15 protein-coding genes are annotated in these 17,420 nt (G+C 61.8%); 14 read left to right on the top strand and 1 reads right to left on the bottom strand.

Annotated features, from left to right (window positions below; translation table 11 throughout):
• Positions 1 to 38 precede the first annotated feature (38 nt).
• The 6 genes from G365_RS0108125 (at position 39) to G365_RS20790 (ending at position 8,229) form a co-directional block, all read left to right on the top strand.
• On the top strand, positions 39 to 605 hold the full coding sequence (locus G365_RS0108125) for a DUF3035 domain-containing protein (RefSeq protein ID WP_019645016.1): 567 nt from the start codon (positions 39 to 41) through the stop codon (positions 603 to 605).
• Between the two features lie 137 nt (positions 606 to 742).
• A complete protein-coding gene (locus tag G365_RS0108120) occupies positions 743 to 2,263 on the top strand; it encodes a M16 family metallopeptidase (RefSeq protein ID WP_019645015.1) in 1,521 nt (506 codons plus the stop codon).
• Between the two features lie 10 nt (positions 2,264 to 2,273).
• On the top strand, positions 2,274 to 3,650 hold the full coding sequence (locus tag G365_RS0108115; protein ID WP_019645014.1) for a M16 family metallopeptidase: 1,377 nt from the start codon (positions 2,274 to 2,276) through the stop codon (positions 3,648 to 3,650).
• Between the two features lie 208 nt (positions 3,651 to 3,858).
• Positions 3,859 to 5,511 carry a glucose-6-phosphate isomerase gene (gene pgi / locus G365_RS0108110; protein ID WP_019645013.1) on the top strand — a complete coding sequence of 551 codons (1,653 nt, stop codon included), beginning with the start codon at positions 3,859 to 3,861 and terminating at the stop codon, positions 5,509 to 5,511.
• 55 nt (positions 5,512 to 5,566) lie between these two features.
• Positions 5,567 to 7,435: a DNA mismatch repair endonuclease MutL gene (mutL, locus tag G365_RS0108105; protein WP_019645012.1), complete on the top strand. Its 1,869-nt coding sequence runs from the start codon at positions 5,567 to 5,569 to the stop codon at positions 7,433 to 7,435.
• Positions 7,435 to 8,229: a hypothetical protein gene (locus tag G365_RS20790; protein ID WP_019645011.1), complete on the top strand. Its 795-nt coding sequence runs from the start codon at positions 7,435 to 7,437 to the stop codon at positions 8,227 to 8,229. Before mutL ends, G365_RS20790 begins: the two co-directional genes overlap by 1 nt.
• 1 nt (position 8,230) lies before the next feature.
• Here G365_RS20790 and htpX read toward each other — a convergent pair whose 3' ends face one another.
• Positions 8,231 to 9,184 (bottom strand): zinc metalloprotease HtpX, encoded by a 954-nt coding sequence (htpX, locus tag G365_RS0108095; RefSeq protein WP_019645010.1) that lies wholly within the window; start codon positions 9,182 to 9,184, stop codon positions 8,231 to 8,233.
• Positions 9,185 to 9,416: 232 nt separating this feature from the next.
• On the opposite strand from htpX, the gene G365_RS23485 reads away from it, so the two are divergent.
• The 8 genes from G365_RS23485 to ftsY all read left to right on the top strand — a co-directional run bounded on the left by G365_RS23485 (position 9,417) and on the right by ftsY (position 17,415).
• Positions 9,417 to 9,641, top strand: a complete 225-nt coding sequence (locus tag G365_RS23485) for a DUF1674 domain-containing protein (RefSeq protein ID WP_081628489.1) — start codon at positions 9,417 to 9,419, stop codon at positions 9,639 to 9,641.
• Positions 9,642 to 9,841: 200 nt separating this feature from the next.
• Positions 9,842 to 10,306 (top strand): thermonuclease family protein, encoded by a 465-nt coding sequence (locus tag G365_RS0108085; RefSeq protein WP_019645008.1) that lies wholly within the window; start codon positions 9,842 to 9,844, stop codon positions 10,304 to 10,306.
• Positions 10,307 to 10,591: 285 nt separating this feature from the next.
• Positions 10,592 to 11,842, top strand: a complete 1,251-nt coding sequence (locus G365_RS0108080) for a hypothetical protein (protein WP_019645007.1) — start codon at positions 10,592 to 10,594, stop codon at positions 11,840 to 11,842.
• Positions 11,843 to 12,175: 333 nt separating this feature from the next.
• Positions 12,176 to 12,505 carry a ferredoxin FdxA gene (gene fdxA / locus G365_RS0108075; protein ID WP_019645006.1) on the top strand — a complete coding sequence of 110 codons (330 nt, stop codon included), beginning with the start codon at positions 12,176 to 12,178 and terminating at the stop codon, positions 12,503 to 12,505.
• Positions 12,506 to 13,264: 759 nt separating this feature from the next.
• Positions 13,265 to 13,759, top strand: a complete 495-nt coding sequence (locus tag G365_RS0108070; RefSeq protein WP_019645005.1) for a CarD family transcriptional regulator — start codon at positions 13,265 to 13,267, stop codon at positions 13,757 to 13,759.
• A 295-nt stretch (positions 13,760 to 14,054) separates the two neighbouring features.
• Positions 14,055 to 14,888 (top strand): diaminopimelate epimerase, encoded by an 834-nt coding sequence (gene dapF, locus G365_RS0108065; RefSeq protein WP_019645004.1) that lies wholly within the window; start codon positions 14,055 to 14,057, stop codon positions 14,886 to 14,888.
• Positions 14,885 to 16,240, top strand: coding sequence for a tRNA (N(6)-L-threonylcarbamoyladenosine(37)-C(2))-methylthiotransferase MtaB (gene mtaB, locus G365_RS0108060; RefSeq protein WP_019645003.1), 1,356 nt, complete (start codon positions 14,885 to 14,887; stop codon positions 16,238 to 16,240). Before dapF ends, mtaB begins: the two co-directional genes overlap by 4 nt.
• Entirely contained in the window at positions 16,240 to 17,415 is a 1,176-nt protein-coding gene (gene ftsY / locus G365_RS0108055; RefSeq protein ID WP_019645002.1) for a signal recognition particle-docking protein FtsY, read from the top strand. Before mtaB ends, ftsY begins: the two co-directional genes overlap by 1 nt.
• Positions 17,416 to 17,420 lie beyond the last annotated feature (5 nt).

Here is a 17,420-nt window from a genome sequence, read left to right as displayed (position 1 = left end):
TCGGATCCGGCGTCTGCCGGGCTGACCGGATTTGGAGGATGTTCATGTCTCGTCGGCTGATCGGACCCCTGAGCCTGCTGGTTGCGGCCGGGCTGACCCTTACCGGATGCGGTGGCGGGGCAAAGAAGATGCTTGGTCTGGAAAAGCAGGCCCCGGATGAATTCACTGTGGTGTCCCGGGCACCGCTGACGGTTCCGCCGGACTTCAAGCTGCGTCCGCCGGAGCCGGGGGCAACCCGCCCGCAGGAAGGAACGACCTCTGATCAGGCCCGTGCGGCGCTGACCGGCACCCGCGGGCAGGCCTATGCCCGCGCCGGGCTGAGTCAGGGTGAGCAGCTGCTGCTGAAGCAGGCCGGAGCGGAAAATGCCAATCCCGACATTCGTACAGTTGTGAACAAAGAAAGCTCGGTTCTGGCGGAGGAAGAAAAGTCCTTCACCGACACTCTCGTCTTCTGGCGTGATCCGGAGCCTTCCGGCACCGTGGTTAATGCGGCGGAAGAAGCAAAGCGTCTGCGTCAGAATCAGGCGCTCGGCAAGTCGGTGTCGACCGGCGATACCCCGCAGATTGAGCGCCGCCAGCGTGGAATTCTGGAAGGTATCTTCTAAGGTACGGCGTTTCCCTGCCTTTGTGGTGCCACAGTCTTTTACCAATGTCGGTAGGCCGGGGAGTGTCTCTCTCCGGCCTCTTGTTTTGTGCCTCTGTTCCCTGCCTCCATTCCCTCTGTCAGACCGGACTTTCCCCGATGACCGTTCGTTTGCCTGATACATCGCGTGACACACTGCGTCTGCGTGACCGTCTGCCCCGGCGTCTGTCCGGGGCTTCGGCGATTGTGCTGGGTCTGCTGGCCCTGTCATCCCCGGCGCTGGCGTTGCCGGGGACGGCGGTTCCGGCGGCGCCCATGGCCTCTCCGGTGGCGGTGGCTGACAGTCACCCATTGTTTGATGCAAAAACGTTCACGCTGGAGAACGGGCTGACGGTTGTGGTGGTTGAGAACCACCGGGTGCCGGTGGTGAATCAGATGGTGTGGTATAAGGTAGGGGCTGCCGATGAGCCGCCGGGCAAGTCCGGTCTGGCCCATTTGCTGGAACATCTGATGTTCAAGGGGACGGCAGAGATCCCTCCGGGTGAGTTTTCCCGCATCATTGCCCGCAACGGCGGACAGGATAATGCCTTCACCTCTTCGGACTATACCGCCTATTACCAGACGATCGCCGTCGATCAGTTGCCGTTGCTGATGAAGATGGAAGCGGACCGGATGCGGAATTTGCGTCTGGACGATGCAACCGTACTGACTGAACGTGATGTGGTGGTCGAGGAGCGGTTGAGCCGGGTGGAAAACGAACCGTCCGCCCTGCTGGGGGAACGGGTTGATGCGGCACTGTGGGGGGTGCATCCCTACCGCAATCCGGTGATCGGCTGGGCTAATGAACTGAAAGCTCTGACCCGTGACGATGCGCTGGAGTTTTACCGCCGCTGGTATGCCCCCAACAATGCGACGCTGGTGGTGACCGGTGATGTGACGGTTGAACAGGTCAGGTCGCTGGCGGAACAGTATTTCGGCCCTGTGCCGCGTGGGCCGGACATCGCCCGGACCCGCCCGCAGGACACCGGCCCGCAGGTGCAGACTGCCTTGCAGATGCATCATCCCCGGGTGGCGCAGCCGGAATGGAATTGGACGCACCGGGCCCCCGGCGTCAATACCGCGGTGGACCGCCAGCAGGTTCTGGCCCTGCAGGTCCTGTCGGAAATTCTGGGGGGTGGGCCGGTCAGTCGTCTGTACCGGTCTCTGGTGGTGAAGGATAAGTTGGCCGTTACTGCGGGCAGCCGTTACAGCGCGCTGGCTGTGGATGACGGGACATTCTCGATTTACGCCACACCCCGTCCGGGGATTTCGGCTGAAGCTGTCCGGGATGCCGTAAAAGCCGAGGTTGCCCGGCTGCTGATGAATGGGGTGACGGAGCAGGAGGTTCTTGAGGCCCGTCAGCGCATGCGTGCCGGTGTTCTGTACGCCCGCGATACATTGCAGGGGGCGTCACAGGCAATCGGGGCGGCCCTGACCGTCGGATCGACGCTGGAGGATATTGAGTACTGGCCGCAGCAGATCAACACCGTCACCCGTGAGCAGGTGATGGAGGCTGCCCGTCTGGTCCTGCGGGAGGAGGGGGGCGTCAGCGCTTTGCTGTTGCCGGAAACACCGCCTGCCCCGCCTGCGGCACCGGCCAAGCCAGCCAAGGGTAAGCCCAAGACCACCGCCAAGCCGTAACGGAGTGAGAATGATGACGATCAGTTTGCCCCGGACGGTGGGGACGGTGTCTGTACGGGTGGCCGCCCTTGTGTCGGCTCTGGTGGTTGCGGCGGTGCTGTCGGCCCCTGCGCGGGCGGTTGAGGCGCAACGGGTGATCAGTCCCGGCGGTATTGAGGCCTGGCTGGTGGAAGACCATTCCGTCCCGGTGCTGTCGGTCAGCATCGGTTTTAAGGCCGGTGGATCGGCCTATGACCCGGCGGGAAAAGAGGGGCTGGCAACGTTGGTCAGCGGGATGCTGGATGAAGGGGCGGGGGACTTTGACAGTTTCGCCTTCCGGACCCGGCTGGAAAACACGGCGATTCATCTGTCGTTTTCAGCATCTGCCAACAGCCTGACGGGTACTCTGAAGACGGTGTCCGATCACCGGATGCAGGCGTTTGAGCTGCTGCGGCTGGCCCTGACCAAGCCGCGGTTTGATGCTGAGCCGCTGGACCGGGTCCGGCATCAGATTCTGGCGTCGCTGGCCGAGGAGGCTGAGGACCCGCAGGCCTTGGCCGGAGAGGCTCTTGACCGGCTGATGTTCCCCGGCCATCCCTATGCCCGTCCGGCGCAGGGGACGCCAAAATCGGTCACGGCCCTGACTGCTGCGGATCTGCGGGGGTTTGTCCGTACCCGTCTGGCGCTGGATGGCCTGAAGGTCGGGGTTTCCGGTGATATCACCCCGGCAGAACTGGGGCAGATGCTGGATAAAACCTTCGGGGAGCTGCCGAAGACAGCCAATGTTCCGCCGCTGCCTGCCGTTGCGATCCCGCAACAGGGGGGGATCGCTGTGATTGACCGCGACCTTCCGCAGGCGGTGGCCACCTTTGCTCAGCCGGGGCTCGAGCGGGCGGACCCTGATTTTTATCCGGCCTATGTGGTGAATTATATCCTTGGGGGAGGTGGCTTTTCGTCACGCCTGATGACCGAGGTGCGGGAAAAGCGCGGACTGGCCTATGGGGTCTATGCCTATTTTCAGGATCTGGAGGGGGCGCCGCTGATCATCGGCGGGGTCTCGACCAACGCGGCCCGGGTCGGGGAAAGTCTGTCGGTGATCGCCGCAGAATGGCAGAAAATGGCAGAAAGCGGCCCGACGGCGGAGGAGCTGGAGGCTGCGAAATCGTATCTGATCGGGTCGTGGCCGCTGCGCTTCACCTCGACCGGGGCGGTGGCGTCGATGCTGATGTCGATGCAGCTTGATGGTTATCCGCTCGATCATCTGCAAACCCGGAATGCCAAGGTGGCGGCGGTGACGCTGGAGGATGCCCGCCGGGCGGCCCGCCGTCTGTTGCAGGCAGACCAGCTGAAGACCGTGGTGGTCGGTCGTCCGAAAGGGGTGACGGCGACCCTGACTGTTCCGAACTGAGGGATAGGTTTCCCCCGTGGAAAGAGCGCCCGTCCGGTTTTAAGCCGGGCGGGCGCTGTCGCATGACCGATTTTCCTGCGTGAAGATTGTGGGTAACCGGGCCCCCGGTGCGTACGCCCCGTTGACCTTACCGCAGGAACGGTTACGCTTATGGATGATACCTCAGGGGGATAGCTCTGCAGTCTCCCGCTGCCTTGTTAGGTGCCGCATGTCGCTGCTTACCACTTCCCCGGCCGATGCCCGTCTGCGGGCCCATGCTGCGGAAACCGCTTCCCTGCATCTGCGTGACCTGTTTGAAACGGATCCGGATCGGTTCCGGCGGTTCTCCCGCCAGCCGGGCGGCGATCTGGACGGGCTGGTGGTGGATTTTTCCAAGACCCGCCTGACCGACGAGACTCTTGCCCTGCTGACGGATCTGGTGCGTGACCGGCAGGTTGAGGCCGCCCGCGACCGGATGTTTGCCGCAGACCGCATCAACTGTAGCGAACGGCGGGCCGTCCTGCATGTTGCCCTGCGCAACCGCAGCAACCGCCCGGTCCTTCTGGACGGTCATGATGTGATGCCGGACGTTAACCGTGTTCTCGGCAAGATGAAGCGGTTTGTCGAGGCTGTGCGGGAAGGCATCTGGCGTGGGGCTTCCGGCCAGCCGATCGAGACTGTGGTCAATATCGGTATCGGTGGGTCAGATCTCGGGCCGCGGATGGTGACGGAGGCCTTGACCCCATACCACCGTGACGACCTGACCGTGCGCTTTGTTTCCAACGTTGATGCCACTGACATGGTGGAAACGCTGAAGCAGTGCCGCCCGGATACCACCCTGTTTATTGTGGCGTCGAAGACCTTCACCACGCAGGAAACCCTGACCAACGCCCATACCGCCCGGCGCTGGCTGGTCGATCATCTGGGTGAGGCGGCGGTGGCCAATCACTTCGTTGCGCTGTCAACCAACGAAAAAGAGGTCTCTGCTTTCGGGATTAATCCAGCCCATATGTTTGAATTCTGGGACTGGGTCGGGGGGCGCTATTCTCTGTGGTCAGCCATCGGGCTGCCGATTGCGCTGGCGGTCGGTTTTGAGCGTTTTGAAGAATTGCTGTCCGGGGCCCATGCCATGGACGAGCATTTCCGGACGGCGCCGCTGAACGAGAACCTGCCGATGCTGCTGGGGATGGTCGGGGTGTGGCATACCACTTACCTTGGGGCTCCGGCGCAGGCCATTCTGCCGTATGATCAGTATCTTGACCGTTTTGCAGCCCACCTGCAGCAGGTGGACATGGAATCGAACGGTAAAGGGGTGACGGTTGACGGCCAGCGGGTTGATTATACCACCGGTCCGATTCTGTTCGGGCAGGCTGGCACCAACGGGCAGCACAGCTTTTATCAGCTGATCCATCAGGGCAGCTGGCTGATCCCCTGCGACTTTATTGCCGCTGCCACCAGCCACAACCCGGTCGGTGACCATCATACCAAACTGTTGTCCAACTTCTTCGCCCAGTCGGAAGCCCTGATGCGCGGCAAGACGGCGGAGGAGGCACGGGCGGAGCTGGTTGCGGAGGGCCGTTCTGAAGCCGAAATTGAAAAGCTCCTGCCCCATAAACAGTTCCCGGGGGATCGTCCCAGCACATCAATCCTGCTACCGAAGCTGACCCCTTTCATGCTGGGGGCCCTGATCGCTTTGTATGAGCACCGGGTGTTCGTGCAGGGGGTGATCTGGGGGATCAACAGCTTTGACCAGTGGGGGGTGGAGCTGGGTAAGCAGCTTGCCAAGCAGATCCTGCCGGAACTGGAGTGCGAGACGGTTATTGCGTCGCATGACTCTTCCACCAACGGGCTGATCAGCGCTTACAAACGCCTGCGGCAATAAGGTAGAGTGACGGGCGGGCCAGTCCCGCCCGCCCCTGATCGTTGAGAGCGTTGTGATGACCATCCGCCTGTTGCCCCCCACCCTGATCAACCGCATCGCTGCGGGTGAGGTGGTCGAGCGCCCGGCCTCTGCCGTAAAAGAACTGGTGGAGAATGCCGTCGATGCCGGGGCGCGGCGGATTGATGTCACGATGGTTGATGGGGGCAAGGCGGCAATCATTGTTGCCGATGACGGGCGGGGTATGACACCGGCAGAGATGGAACTGGCGGTGGAACGCCATGCCACATCCAAGCTGCCGGACGATGACCTGTTCAATATCGGCTTTCTCGGTTTCCGGGGGGAGGCACTGCCGTCGATTGGCTCGGTGGCGCGCCTGACCCTGACCAGTCGGTCGGCCGGGCAGGACAGTGCATGGTCGCTGCTGGTCGAAGGCGGGGCCAAAGGGGTGCCGGAACCGGCGGCGCATCCGTTCGGGACCCGGATCGAGGTGCGGGATCTGTTTTACGCGACCCCCGCCCGTCTGAAGTTCCTGAAAGCATCGCGTACCGAATATCAGCATGCCGAGGATGTGATCCAGCGGCTGGCCATGGCCCACCCGGATATCAGCTTTACCCTGACCGGCGATTCCCGCACGACCCTGCGGTTGAACGCGGCACAGGGGGATCTGTTCGATGCCCGGCTGAAGCGTCTGGCCGATGTGCTGGGCCGGGAGTTTTCCGACAACGCCGTTTTGCTGGAGGCTGAGCGCGAAGGGCTCCGCCTGTCCGGCCATATCGGTTTGCCGACGTTTAACCGGGGCAATGCCCAGCACCAGTATCTGTTCGTCAACGGTCGCCCGGTGAAAGACCGGCTGTTGACCGGCGCGGTGCGCGGGGCTTATCAGGACTTTCTGGCCCATGACCGGCACGCGGTGGTGGCCCTTTACCTTGATCTGCCGCCGTCAGACGTGGATGTTAACGTGCATCCGGCAAAGGCCGAGGTGCGGTTCCGCGATCCCGGGCTGGTCCGGGGTCTGATCGTCGGGGCGATCCGTCATGCGCTGACTGAGGCCGGGCACCGGGCTTCGACCACGGTGGCGACGCAGGCTCTTGGGGCCCTGCTGCCGCAGGGGGAGGCCTCTGTCACCCGCCCCGCACTACCGTTTACCGGATCCCTCTGGAACCGCCCGCCGCCGCCGCCCTCTGCGGCTGCCCGGGATGCGGCATTTCAGGCGCAGGCTCCCGCCTGGGGAGGAACCCCGGCGTTTGACGGGCTCAGTGACCGGGCCGGGCCGGGGGCTTATGTACCGGCCCCCTTTGCCCGGGCTGTAGAGGCCCCGGTAGACCCTGCCGATGACGCGGCCCGCTATCCGTTAGGGGTTGCCCGGGGGCAGGTCCACAACACCTATATCGTTTCGCAGACAACAGACGGCCTGGTGATTGTCGATCAGCATGCCGCCCATGAACGGCTGGTCTATGAACGGATGAAGGAGGCGTTGGCCTCGGGGGGAATCCGCCGTCAGATGCTGTTGATTCCTGAGGTGGTGGAGCTGGAGGCCGCTGCGGCAGACCGTCTGGTGGCGAAGGCCCCGGATCTGGCGGCGCTGGGGCTGGTGGTGGAAGGCTTTGGAGATGGGGCGGTGGTGGTGCGGGAAATTCCCGCCCTGTTGGGAGATACGGATGTGCAGGGGCTGATCCGTGATCTTGCCGATGATCTGGCGGAGACCGATCAGGCCCTTGCCTTGCAGGATCGTCTGGCCGACGTCTGCGGTACCATGGCCTGTCATGGCAGTGTGCGGGCCGGGCGGGTTCTGTCCGCATCAGAAATGAATGCTCTGCTGCGGCAGATGGAGGCGACGCCCCATTCCGGGCAATGTAACCATGGCCGCCCCACGTATGTGGAGCTGAAGCTGAAAGACATTGAAAAGCTGTTCGGGCGGCGCTGATGCTGGTCGAATGGGTGAAGCATACCCTGATCCGGTGTCCTCCGGCGTTAAAGCAGGCGGGTGTTCTCTATGATCTGATTGCGCTGGAAAGCCGGGCCCGGCGCCTGCGCCGGGTCTGGCAGCCACATCATGAGACCTGCCGACGCCTGATCGAGGGGTGGGCCGCGCAGACACCGGGGCGCGACTGTGCCGTGGTGCTGGGGTCCGGCCTGTTGCTGGAAATTCCGCTGGATGCTTTGGCTCAGCGTTTCCGGCGGGTTGTGTTGGTCGATCTGTTTCACATGCCATCCGTGCAGCGTGCGGTACGCCGTTTTCCGGGGGTCGAGCTGTGCGCCTGTGATCTGACAGGTGTGCTGGATGGGCTGGCGGACGCGGCAGAGAGCGGGCATCTGCCGGAGCCGCAGGCAGTTTTTCCGGAAGCGGCAACCGCTGATCTGGTGATCTCGGCCAATTGCCTGAGCCAGTTATCCCTGCGCCCGGCCGTGGTGGCGTGGCATGGCGGGGCGTTGTTGCCCGATCAGATCCGGCACTGGGAGAGGGCGCTGGTGGGGGCCCATCTGGCAGCCCTGCAGGCGTTGCCCGGTGTGGTCGGGCTGATCTGCGATACGGCCCGGATCGGGACAGATGACCGCTCCGGTGCTGTGCAGGAGCGGTATGACCTGCTGCATGGTGTCAGCTTGCCGCCGTGGGCGGCAGAGCCGGAGCAGTGGGCCTGGCGGGTGGCCCCGGCCCCAGAGGACCACCGCCAGATTTCCTATCATCATACCATGACCGGCGGGTTGGTCCGTCGGTAACTTATCCCCAGGGGCCGCGACGGGGTGGGGACGGGGGCTGTTGTCCCCATGGGCTGCGGGGCTGGGCAAAACCGGCGCTGCGGCCAGTGGCAACTCCCATTTCGGCCGCCAGAGCTTCCAGCGCGGCAATGCGGTTGCGGGTGTTGGGGTGGGTGGAAAACAGGTTGTCCCGGGTGCCGCCGTGCAGCGGGTTAATGATGAACATGTGGGCCGTGGCCGGATTCCGCTCTGCCGCGCTGTTGTACGTGGCATGCGCCCCCTGTTCCAGCTTCGCCAGAGCTGAGGCCAGAGCCAGCGGATTACCGCAGATCTGTGCCCCGAGGCGGTCCGCCTCATATTCCCGTCCGCGGGAGATACCCATCTGCACCAGCATGGCGGCCATGGGGGCAACAATCATCATGATCAGGCTGCCGACCATTCCCAGCGGGTTGCTGTTGCCGTTTTCGTCATTGCTGCGGGTGGCGGAAAACAGGAATGCGAAGTTGCCGAGCATGGAAATCGCCCCCGCCAGTGTGGCGGTGATGGTCATGATCAGGGTATCGCGGTTTTGTACATGGGCCAGTTCATGGGCCATAACCCCGGCGACTTCTTCCCCGTTCAGACGGTTGAGAAGCCCGGTGGTGGCGGCAACAGCCGCATGGTGCGGGTCCCGGCCTGTGGCGAAAGCATTGGGCTGGTCTGACTCGATGATATAGACCTTCGGCATCGGCATATTAGCCCGGCGGGCCAGTTCGGCGACGATACCGTAGAAGTTGGGGGCATCCTGCGGGCCAATTTCCCGCGCCCCATACATCGACAGGACCATCCGGTCTGAGTTCCAGTAGGCGAACAGGTTCATCGCCACCGCTGCGCCAAAGGCAATCAGGGTCCCGCCGGTTCCGCCGATCAGGTAGCCAACCGTCAGAAACAGGGCGGTCATCGCCGCCAGCAGCAGGGCCGTCCGCGCGAACCGCATCGGGAAATCCTCCGTTGTTCAGAGATCAGGCCCGGTTGGGGGAAACCGGCTGTTGCCGGGTCTGTGGCAGCCGGGCCGGGACAAAAAACTGTTGCGTGATGTCCCTCTGAGTATAGGTAAACAGTGGCCCGGTGTCGTCAAGGGGAGATCTGGCCATTCGCGAATAATGCGCCGGGGACATCGCCCGGTCAGCGGCTGGTTTCTGGTATGTGAATAGGCTGTGGAGAACTTTATGAATAAGAATGGAACGACTCCGGAAAAAAGCGGGGATAACTCTGCTGAAAAGTCCGGTGAAAAAGCTTTGGAAAACCCTGTTGATATCCTGATTAAAAAAGATGGATATCAGGATGGTGATCTTAGAAAAGAAGAGGAAATTCAAGAAATTGGCGGTCCTAAGGGGGCAGAGCCAACCCGTTTCGGAGATTGGGAGCGGAATGGGCGGTGCAGTGATTTTTAAGAAGCGCCCGTTTTCGGCTGTGGAAGAAAGGGGCGGCGACTCGGGAGGGCTGGTGGAGAAAAGGTCCCGCGTGTTGGGTTCGATCCCGAACCCGTTATGCGGCAATTCCCGGATATAATCGTTCTTGTCTTGTTCCAGGTGGTCAGATAGATTCTCTCATAGGGTTTATTTTTTATTTTTGCACCCAATGAGTGTTTCTCATGATCTCCGTCCGCCGCCTGTCCCCGACTCTTGTCCGCAGTCTGTTTCTGGGCGCCCTGCTGTCCGGGATGGTCCGTTCCGTTCAGGCTGCGGAAGAGATACCCGGTCCGGTTGATGCCGTGATTCTGAAAGTTGTTGACGGGGACACGGTCAGGGTTTCGGCCCGGATCTGGCTGAATCAGACTGTCGAGACGCTTGTTCGCCTGAAGGGGATCGACACGCCGGAGCTGAAAGGCACTTGCCCGCAGGAGAAAGATCTGGCCATTCAGGCTAAGGCACTGGCGATTACCTCCCTGCCGGAGGGGGCGACAGTCCAGCTGACAGAGATCGAGCCGGATAAATATGGCGGTCGGGTGGTGGCGCGCCTGTTGACCCCGCAGGGGCAGGATCTGTCTCAGGTTCTTATTATGGCTGGGCTGGCCCATCCCTATGACGGGGGTCGTAAGAGCCCGTGGTGTCCATAAGCCTGTTTGCGCATGGACGGGGGCTGGAAAAACTTCCCACACCTGTAAATTTCGTTACACTTGCCGCAGCAGCATGACCGCGGCGGGGGGCTGAGGTGCGCCGGGAGGGACGGTATCCCGGCACCGATGGAACGGGCGTGAGGCGCAGGCGAAGCTTTTGGCGTTGGGGCGATGGCATTCTGGGATTTTTTGACCCGTCTTTTGCAACCTTCCTCTCGGGGGGAGGAAGAGGCAGGCGGGGCGGCGGACGTTGCGGCAGCGACAGCAGCGGTTGAATTTGCTGTCATGGTGACTGATTTTGACAATGACAGTGGTGCGGTTGCCGATAGTGTTGCCGAAGCGTTGAAATCGGTCCGTGGTCTGTCCGTCCGTCGCGTTGGGGGCGGATGTGGTGTCGTTGATGACGCCGAGGTCTTGCCGACGACGCTGGCTGAGGCAACCCGCCTCGCCCGGCGGGGCGGACTCAGCCGGTCCGCTCATGCCGTCATTTTCGGGCAGGTGCAGGGCACAACGGTCCGCTTAAGGTTTGTTCCGACGGTGCTCGAGGCTGATTCCGGTTTTTCGACTCTGTTCCCCGGTGACTTTCTGGATCTCCCGTGGCCTTTTGGCGAGCGGGCCGACCTGATCGCCGCATGCGCCGTCGCTGCTTTGTCCTGTACGGTCGAAGGGGCGCGGAAGCACCGGCTTGACCGTCTGCGGGGGCTGATGTCTGCCGCTGACCGGCAGTGTCAGGCGCTGGCAGGGGGCGGTCCGGCCCATGCGGCTGCTTCGGCGAGTCTCTGTTACGCGGCAATGGTTGCCGAGATTGGTTTCCGTCAGGATGAGCCCGAACTGTTGCGGCAGGCGCTGGAAATCATCCGCGCTGCTTTGGCGAAAGGAAAGGATCATCTGACATCGGCACAGGTGGCTGCCGCCCGGATCCGGTTTGGCGACATTCAGCTTAAGTTTGGTGCTGACGACCGCAGTAATGATCTTCTGGAAGAGGCAGCGCACCATTTTCGTCTGGCCGCCGATGTTTTCACTCTCGAAACATTCCCTGAAGAGTATGCGCTGCTGCGGGCTCAGGCGGCGCGGGCGTTGCACCGTCTGGGCGCTTCATCCGGCAAGACGACGGTGATGAAAGAGGCGGTTCAGTCCTATTTTGATGCGTCCAAAGTCTGGACTAAGGCGCTGTATCCTGACCGATGGGCGGAAATGCAGCAGGGGATGGGGGCAGTGATGAGCCATCTCGGCGAATTTTCCGGGAATCCGGAAATCCTCGGTCGTGCCTGTAAGATTTTTGAAGGGGCCGCTGAGATCTGGTCGAAAGAGAAAGCCCCGCGTCGCTGGGCCGGATTGATGAACAATATCGGTGCCTGCCGTTTTGCGCAGGGCAAGCGCTCCGGCGATTTGCCGGTCCTGCGGGAGGCTTCGGATAGTTTCGCGCGGGCGCTGGAGGTCTATACCGCTCTGGGGATGAACCGGAATGTTTTTGTCACCCAGAAAAATTTGGCCCGTGTTGACCGGCTGATCTCGGTTCAGGAGGGCCGGGAATAGAGCGTGGTGTCCGGGGCTGGAAGTGGCTTGAACCCTATGGATCTGGGGTCTTTCTGTTCTGGTCATTTGCGGACGGCAGGGGTAGAGTGCCCCGGTTTCCGATGTACTTTGCGCAGTGATTTACTCTTGAGTAATTGTAAATTGCGATTGATGCTCAGGGGTATAACCCGCCCGGTCCCCCGCCTGTTCCGGAAAACAGGGGCAGCCCTCCGGTCCTCCCGGACGGGGGCTTGACGCGGACGACCGGCGCGACTACCAGTCGGAACACCTGATCACCGGCGCGGAGGGAGTTCCGCCGCCCTCTTGGACCGCACAGCGGAGAGTTGACCGCAGATGGCTTACGTCGTTACCGAAAACTGCATTAAGTGCAAGTACACCGACTGCGTCGAAGTGTGCCCTGTCGATTGCTTCTATGAAGGGGAAAACTTCCTCGTCATCAATCCGGATGAATGTATCGACTGTGGTGTGTGCGAACCGGAATGCCCGGCGGAAGCGATCTTCCCCGACTCCGAAGCGCTGGCGGCGAAGTGGGCTGAATTTAACCGCACTTATTCGACCCAGTGGCCGAACATCACCCGCAAGAAAGCCCCGATGCCGGGTGCTGATGACTGGCAGAACAAGCCGGGCAAGGGTGATCTGGTCAGCACCAAGCCGGGTGGCTGACCCATCCCGGGTATCGGGATGAGTTAATGTGAAAACACCGACAGCCGCTCCGGGACCGGGGCGGCTGTCGGTGTTTGGGGATCGCTGGGTGTTGTGGTTTGCAGGTTGCCCCGCCCTGTCAGGATGACGTGCACCATGACAGGGCGGGAGCCCCCGAGGCCGAATCAGCGCGGTGTCGCTGCCGGAAACGGCCTGCCCCGCAGTCGATATACGTCAAATCTGATCTGTTTAACGGTGATGCCCGTCACAGCCACGGCAAAAAATATGGGTTTTGACTGCTGTGATCTAAACCGGGGTTTCTGTGCGGGGTCAGGCTGGTGCGGCCGCAGGGGTGATGCGGTTTATCGCGGTCTTATTCTAAGGTTTTGTTTTAGCGGATCGTTTTTTAAGCGGCATCTGGGTGTAGCTTTTTGCTGCCGGTGTTTCCCGAGCCTGATCACTGGAACGTTTATGACCTATGCTGTTTTAGCATGGGCTCATTACGGTTTTTTTACCTGACGGTATCCTATTTTTATGATACACACTGTCTCGTCGCTCGGCCTTCTTGGTCGAGCGTTTTTCTTCACAGAACGCCTCAGAGACGCCTGCTCCTGACCCGTGAATAACGGTCGATGGTTGAGCGGAGGGTCTCTATGACACAGCACACCTTTCTGTTCTGCGGGCAGGGGGGAGAGAGAGTTTTTCCGGCACCGGTTCACCCCCTTACCGGTTCCGGTCTTGTTGCCGTAGTGCGACTTACCGACGAGAAAGCGAAAAGAAATGTCCACTCTGTCTTTTGGTCCCGGCGAATATGTTGTCTATCCGGCCCACGGGGTCGGTCAGATCGTCGATATTGAAAAGCAGGTGATCGGTGGCCACGAGCTGGAACTGATCGTGATTACCTTTGACCGGGAACGGATGACCCTGCGCGTTCCGGTGGCCAAGGCCAAGACATCCGGTCTGCGCCGTCTGTCGACCAAAAAGATCATGGAATCGGCTCTGGTTACCCTGAAGGGCCGCGCTAAGGTGCGCCGCGCCATGTGGAGCCGCCGCGCCCAGGAATACGAACAAAAGATCAATTCCGGTGACCCGGTGGCGATTGCCGAAGTGGTGCGTGATCTGTACCGCAGCAGCACCCAGCCGGAGCAGTCTTATTCTGAACGGCAGATCTATGAACAGGCGCTGGAGCGTCTGTCCTGTGAGTTGGCGGCTGTCGAGCAGATTGAAACCGACGCCGCCACTGCCAAGCTGGAAAAACTGCTGCGCGCCGCCTGATCTGGCTGCGTGGTTTCCGGTCTTCCGTAAAGTCCAGAACGCCCGTAAGCCTGATGGCTGCGGGCGTTTTGTGTTGTATTCCGCCATGATCCGTCCGTTCGGCCCTGTGGGGGGCTCTTGCCTTTCCCGGGGACATCCACGACAGTGCGGCGACAGGCTGGAGCGTGTTCCGCAAAAGTGGGCACCTGTTTTGCTGAAAATGTTCTGACACTTTACAATAAAGAGCCCTTCTCTCGATTAAGCGGGTCTCACTTGATCGAAAAATACTCTTTAGGGCTGATCCGCTGGAGTTGCCATGACGGTCTCATTCCGCAAAATGCACGGGTTAGGCAATGACTTTGTGGTGGTTGATGTGCGCCAGAACGGCGTCGTCTTCACGGAGGAGCAGGTGCGTCGGATCGGCGACCGTCGCCGGGGGATCGGCTTCGATCAGTTCATCACGATCGAGCCGCCGCACCAGCCCGGTGCGACGGCCTTCATGGGGATCCGCAATCCCGATGGATCGGTTGCCGGGGCCTGCGGCAATGCGACCCGCTGTATCGCCTCCCTGCTTATGACAGAGGCCGGGACTGATACGGCCGTGGTCGAAACGGTTTCCGGTCTTCTGCCCGCCTGCCGCGCGGCGGATGGGACCGTCACGGTCGACATGGGGCCGGCCCGTCTGGACTGGCAGGATCTGCCGTTGTCTGAGGCCCGGGATACCCTGCATCTGGGGATTGGAGCGGGGGATCTGCAGGACCCGGTCGGCGTCTCGATGGGGAATCCGCATGCGGTATTCTTCGTGCCGGATGTGGCGGCGGTTCCGTTGACGGAAGTGGGCCCGGTTCTGGAGACCCACACCCTGTTTCCCAAGCGTTGCAATATTGAAATTGTTCAGGTCGAGGCGCGTGACCGTCTGCGGATGCGGGTGTGGGAGCGTGGCGCGGGGATTACTCAGGCCTGTGGGTCCGGGGCCTGTGCCACCTTGGTTGCCGCCGTACGCCGGGGACTGTCAGACCGCCGGGCTGAAGTGGTTCTGGATGGTGGCGTCCTCACGATTGAATGGCGCGACAGCGACGGGCATGTGCTGATGAGTGGTCCGACCGCCACCAGTTTCACCGGTATCTTCGATGGATCCCTGCTGGCATGACGCAATCCCGGCCAACTCCTTCTTCTTCTCTCACCCCCGACGTTCCGGAAATCAGGACGGAAGCCGAAGGCGAGCAGCCGGTCCTTGATCCGGTGCTCGAGACCCGCGCGGGGGAGGCCCGGCTCCTGACATTCGGGTGCCGGATGAATACCTATGAGTCTGAGGTGATGCGCGATCATGCCCGCGCTGCCGGGCTCGATAATGCCATCATCATCAATACCTGCGCTGTTACCAAAGAGGCAGAGCGGCAGGCCCGGCAGGCGATCCGGAAAGCCCGGCGGGATAACCCGCAGGCAAAAATTATTGTCACCGGCTGTGCCGTGCAGCTGGATCCTGACCGTTTCGCAGCCATGACGGAAGTTGACCGGGTGATCGGCAATGCTGAAAAGCTGCAGGCTGACAGCTGGCGGGTCGGCAGCAATCAGCCGGTGCTGGTGCAGGATATCATGACCGTGCGGGAAACCGCCGAACACCTGCTGAGTGGTTTTGAGGGGCGGGACCGGGCCTTCATTCAGGTGCAGCAGGGCTGCGACCACCGCTGTACTTTCTGTATTATTCCGTTTGCCCGTGGTCCAAGCCGTTCGGTGGCGCTGGGGCCGGTGGTGGAACAGGTCCGGACTCTGGTGGAGAATGGCTATCAGGAAGTAGTCCTGACCGGGGTCGATATCACCTCTTATGGGCACGATCTGCCGGGGCAGCCGCCGCTAGGGCAGATGGTGCGCCGTCTGCTGCAATTGGTCCCGGATCTGCCGCGTCTGCGGCTGACCTCGCTGGATCCGGTTGAAATTGATGCCGACCTTCTCGACCTGTTTGGCCGTGAGCCCCGTCTGATGCCGCATGTACATCTGTCGGTACAGGCGGGGGATGATATGATTCTCAAGCGGATGAAGCGGCGCCATCTGCGCCACCATGTCGTGGATCTCTGTCAGGATCTGCGGCAGCGTCGTCCGGATGTGGTCTTCGGCGCCGATCTGATCGCCGGTTTCCCGACGGAAACGGATGAAATGCACGCCAATACGTTGCGGTTGGTTGAAGAGGCCGGGCTGACATACCTCCACGTCTTCCCCTATTCCCCGCGTCCGGGGACGCCGGCGGCGAAGATTCCGCCGGTTCCGGCAGAGATTGCCAAGGCGCGGGCGGCGGAGCTGCGGGCCGCCGGTGCCCGTCAACTCCAGGCGCACCTGCGGTCACAGGTCGGGCAGACCGTTACGGTTCTGTTTGAAACTACAACGGCAGGGCATGCCCCTGATTACGCCACCGTACGGGTTGACGTGCCGGTGCAGGAAGGTACGCTGCGCAGCGTGCGCCTGACGGGTGCAACAGAGACTGAGCTTTTGGGGACTGTGTGCTGATGAGTGATCCCGTTTCTTCCCCCGGTTCCGGTGACGGGGCTCCGGCCCCGGAGCAGAAAAAAGGCTGGTTGCGCCGTCTGTTCGGGGGTGGGGCCGCTCCGGCGGAAGCTCCTGTGGCAGCGCCTGAGGATCCGGTCAGAGATGCTGAGCCTGTGGACACGGTTGAGCCGGTCGTGGCCCCCGTCCCTGATGAGCCGTTGTCCGGTGAGGAGATCCCGGAAGAGGCGGTGTCCTCTGCCCCTGAAAAGCCGACAGAAAAGAAAAGCTGGTTCCAGCGACTGCGGGACGGTCTGTCGCGGTCGTCATCCCGCCTGACCACCGGTATTTCTGACCTTTTCACCAAGCGGAAGCTGGATGATGAGGCGCTGGAGCAGTTGGAAGAGCTGTTGATCACAGCTGATCTCGGGGTGAGCACGGCCTCTAAGCTGACGCAGGGGCTTGCGAAGTCGCGGTTTGGCAAAGATGTGACAGCCGAGGAAGTCCGGACTGCCCTTGCCGAGGAAGCCGCCCGTCTGCTGGCACCTGTGGCGCAGCCGCTGGTCCTGGACGCGACGCGCAAGCCGCATGTGATTCTGGTCGTTGGTGTCAACGGGGCAGGCAAAACCACCACCATTGGCAAAATGGCCCGCCAGTTCCGCGAGCAGGGCCTGTCGGTGACTCTGGCCGCGGGGGACACGTTCCGGGCCGCTGCAGTGGAGCAGCTGAAGGTCTGGGGTGAACGGACCGGTTGCCCGGTCATTGCCCGGGATACCGGCGCTGATGCTGCCGGTCTGGCGTACGATGCCCTTCAGGAATCGATCGCCCGGCAGGATGATGTGCTGATGATTGATACCGCCGGCCGTCTGCACAACAAGGGAGTGCTGATGGAAGAGCTGCGGAAAATCCGCCGGGTCATCCAGAAGCTGGATCCCACCGCCCCCCACACCACGCTGTTGGTGCTGGATGCGACTGTGGGACAAAACGCCCATCAGCAGGTGGATGTGTTTAAGGAAATGGTCGATGTCACCGGTCTGGTGATGACCAAGCTGGACGGAACCGCCAAGGGTGGTGTTGTCGTTGCGCTGGCGGAGCGGTTTGGTCTGCCGGTGCATTTCATCGGGGTTGGCGAAACGGCTGAAGATCTTCAGCCGTTTGCTGCCGATGACTTTGCCCGTAGTCTGATGGGGCTGTCCTGACCGTC

The organism is Novispirillum itersonii subsp. itersonii ATCC 12639 (genome assembly GCF_000381985.1).
Taxonomy (GTDB): Bacteria; Pseudomonadota; Alphaproteobacteria; order Rhodospirillales; family Rhodospirillaceae; genus Novispirillum; species Novispirillum itersonii.
The sequence above is the reverse complement of the archived record's forward strand: the minus strand, read 5'-3'. Positions and strand labels throughout refer to the sequence as shown.

What these genes read in the sequence shown, in the direction of transcription:
- G365_RS0108070 (WP_019645005.1), top strand. Translation starts at nt 13,265, where the DNA reads ATGTCCACTCTGTCTTTTGGTCCCGGCGAATATGTTGTCTATCCGGCC.
- fdxA (WP_019645006.1), top strand. Translation starts at nt 12,176, where the DNA reads ATGGCTTACGTCGTTACCGAAAACTGCATTAAGTGCAAGTACACCGAC.
- G365_RS23485 (WP_081628489.1), top strand. Translation starts at nt 9,417, where the DNA reads ATGAATAAGAATGGAACGACTCCGGAAAAAAGCGGGGATAACTCTGCT.
- G365_RS0108125 (WP_019645016.1), top strand. Translation starts at nt 39, where the DNA reads ATGTTCATGTCTCGTCGGCTGATCGGACCCCTGAGCCTGCTGGTTGCG.
- G365_RS0108080 (WP_019645007.1), top strand. Translation starts at nt 10,592, where the DNA reads ATGGTGACTGATTTTGACAATGACAGTGGTGCGGTTGCCGATAGTGTT.
- dapF (WP_019645004.1), top strand. Translation starts at nt 14,055, where the DNA reads ATGACGGTCTCATTCCGCAAAATGCACGGGTTAGGCAATGACTTTGTG.
- mtaB (WP_019645003.1), top strand. Translation starts at nt 14,885, where the DNA reads ATGACGCAATCCCGGCCAACTCCTTCTTCTTCTCTCACCCCCGACGTT.
- ftsY (WP_019645002.1), top strand. Translation starts at nt 16,240, where the DNA reads ATGAGTGATCCCGTTTCTTCCCCCGGTTCCGGTGACGGGGCTCCGGCC.
- mutL (WP_019645012.1), top strand. Translation starts at nt 5,567, where the DNA reads ATGACCATCCGCCTGTTGCCCCCCACCCTGATCAACCGCATCGCTGCG.
- htpX (WP_019645010.1), bottom strand. Translation starts at nt 9,184, where the DNA reads ATGCGGTTCGCGCGGACGGCCCTGCTGCTGGCGGCGATGACCGCCCTG.
- G365_RS0108085 (WP_019645008.1), top strand. Translation starts at nt 9,842, where the DNA reads ATGATCTCCGTCCGCCGCCTGTCCCCGACTCTTGTCCGCAGTCTGTTT.
- pgi (WP_019645013.1), top strand. Translation starts at nt 3,859, where the DNA reads ATGTCGCTGCTTACCACTTCCCCGGCCGATGCCCGTCTGCGGGCCCAT.
- G365_RS0108120 (WP_019645015.1), top strand. Translation starts at nt 743, where the DNA reads ATGACCGTTCGTTTGCCTGATACATCGCGTGACACACTGCGTCTGCGT.
- G365_RS0108115 (WP_019645014.1), top strand. Translation starts at nt 2,274, where the DNA reads ATGATGACGATCAGTTTGCCCCGGACGGTGGGGACGGTGTCTGTACGG.
- G365_RS20790 (WP_019645011.1), top strand. Translation starts at nt 7,435, where the DNA reads ATGCTGGTCGAATGGGTGAAGCATACCCTGATCCGGTGTCCTCCGGCG.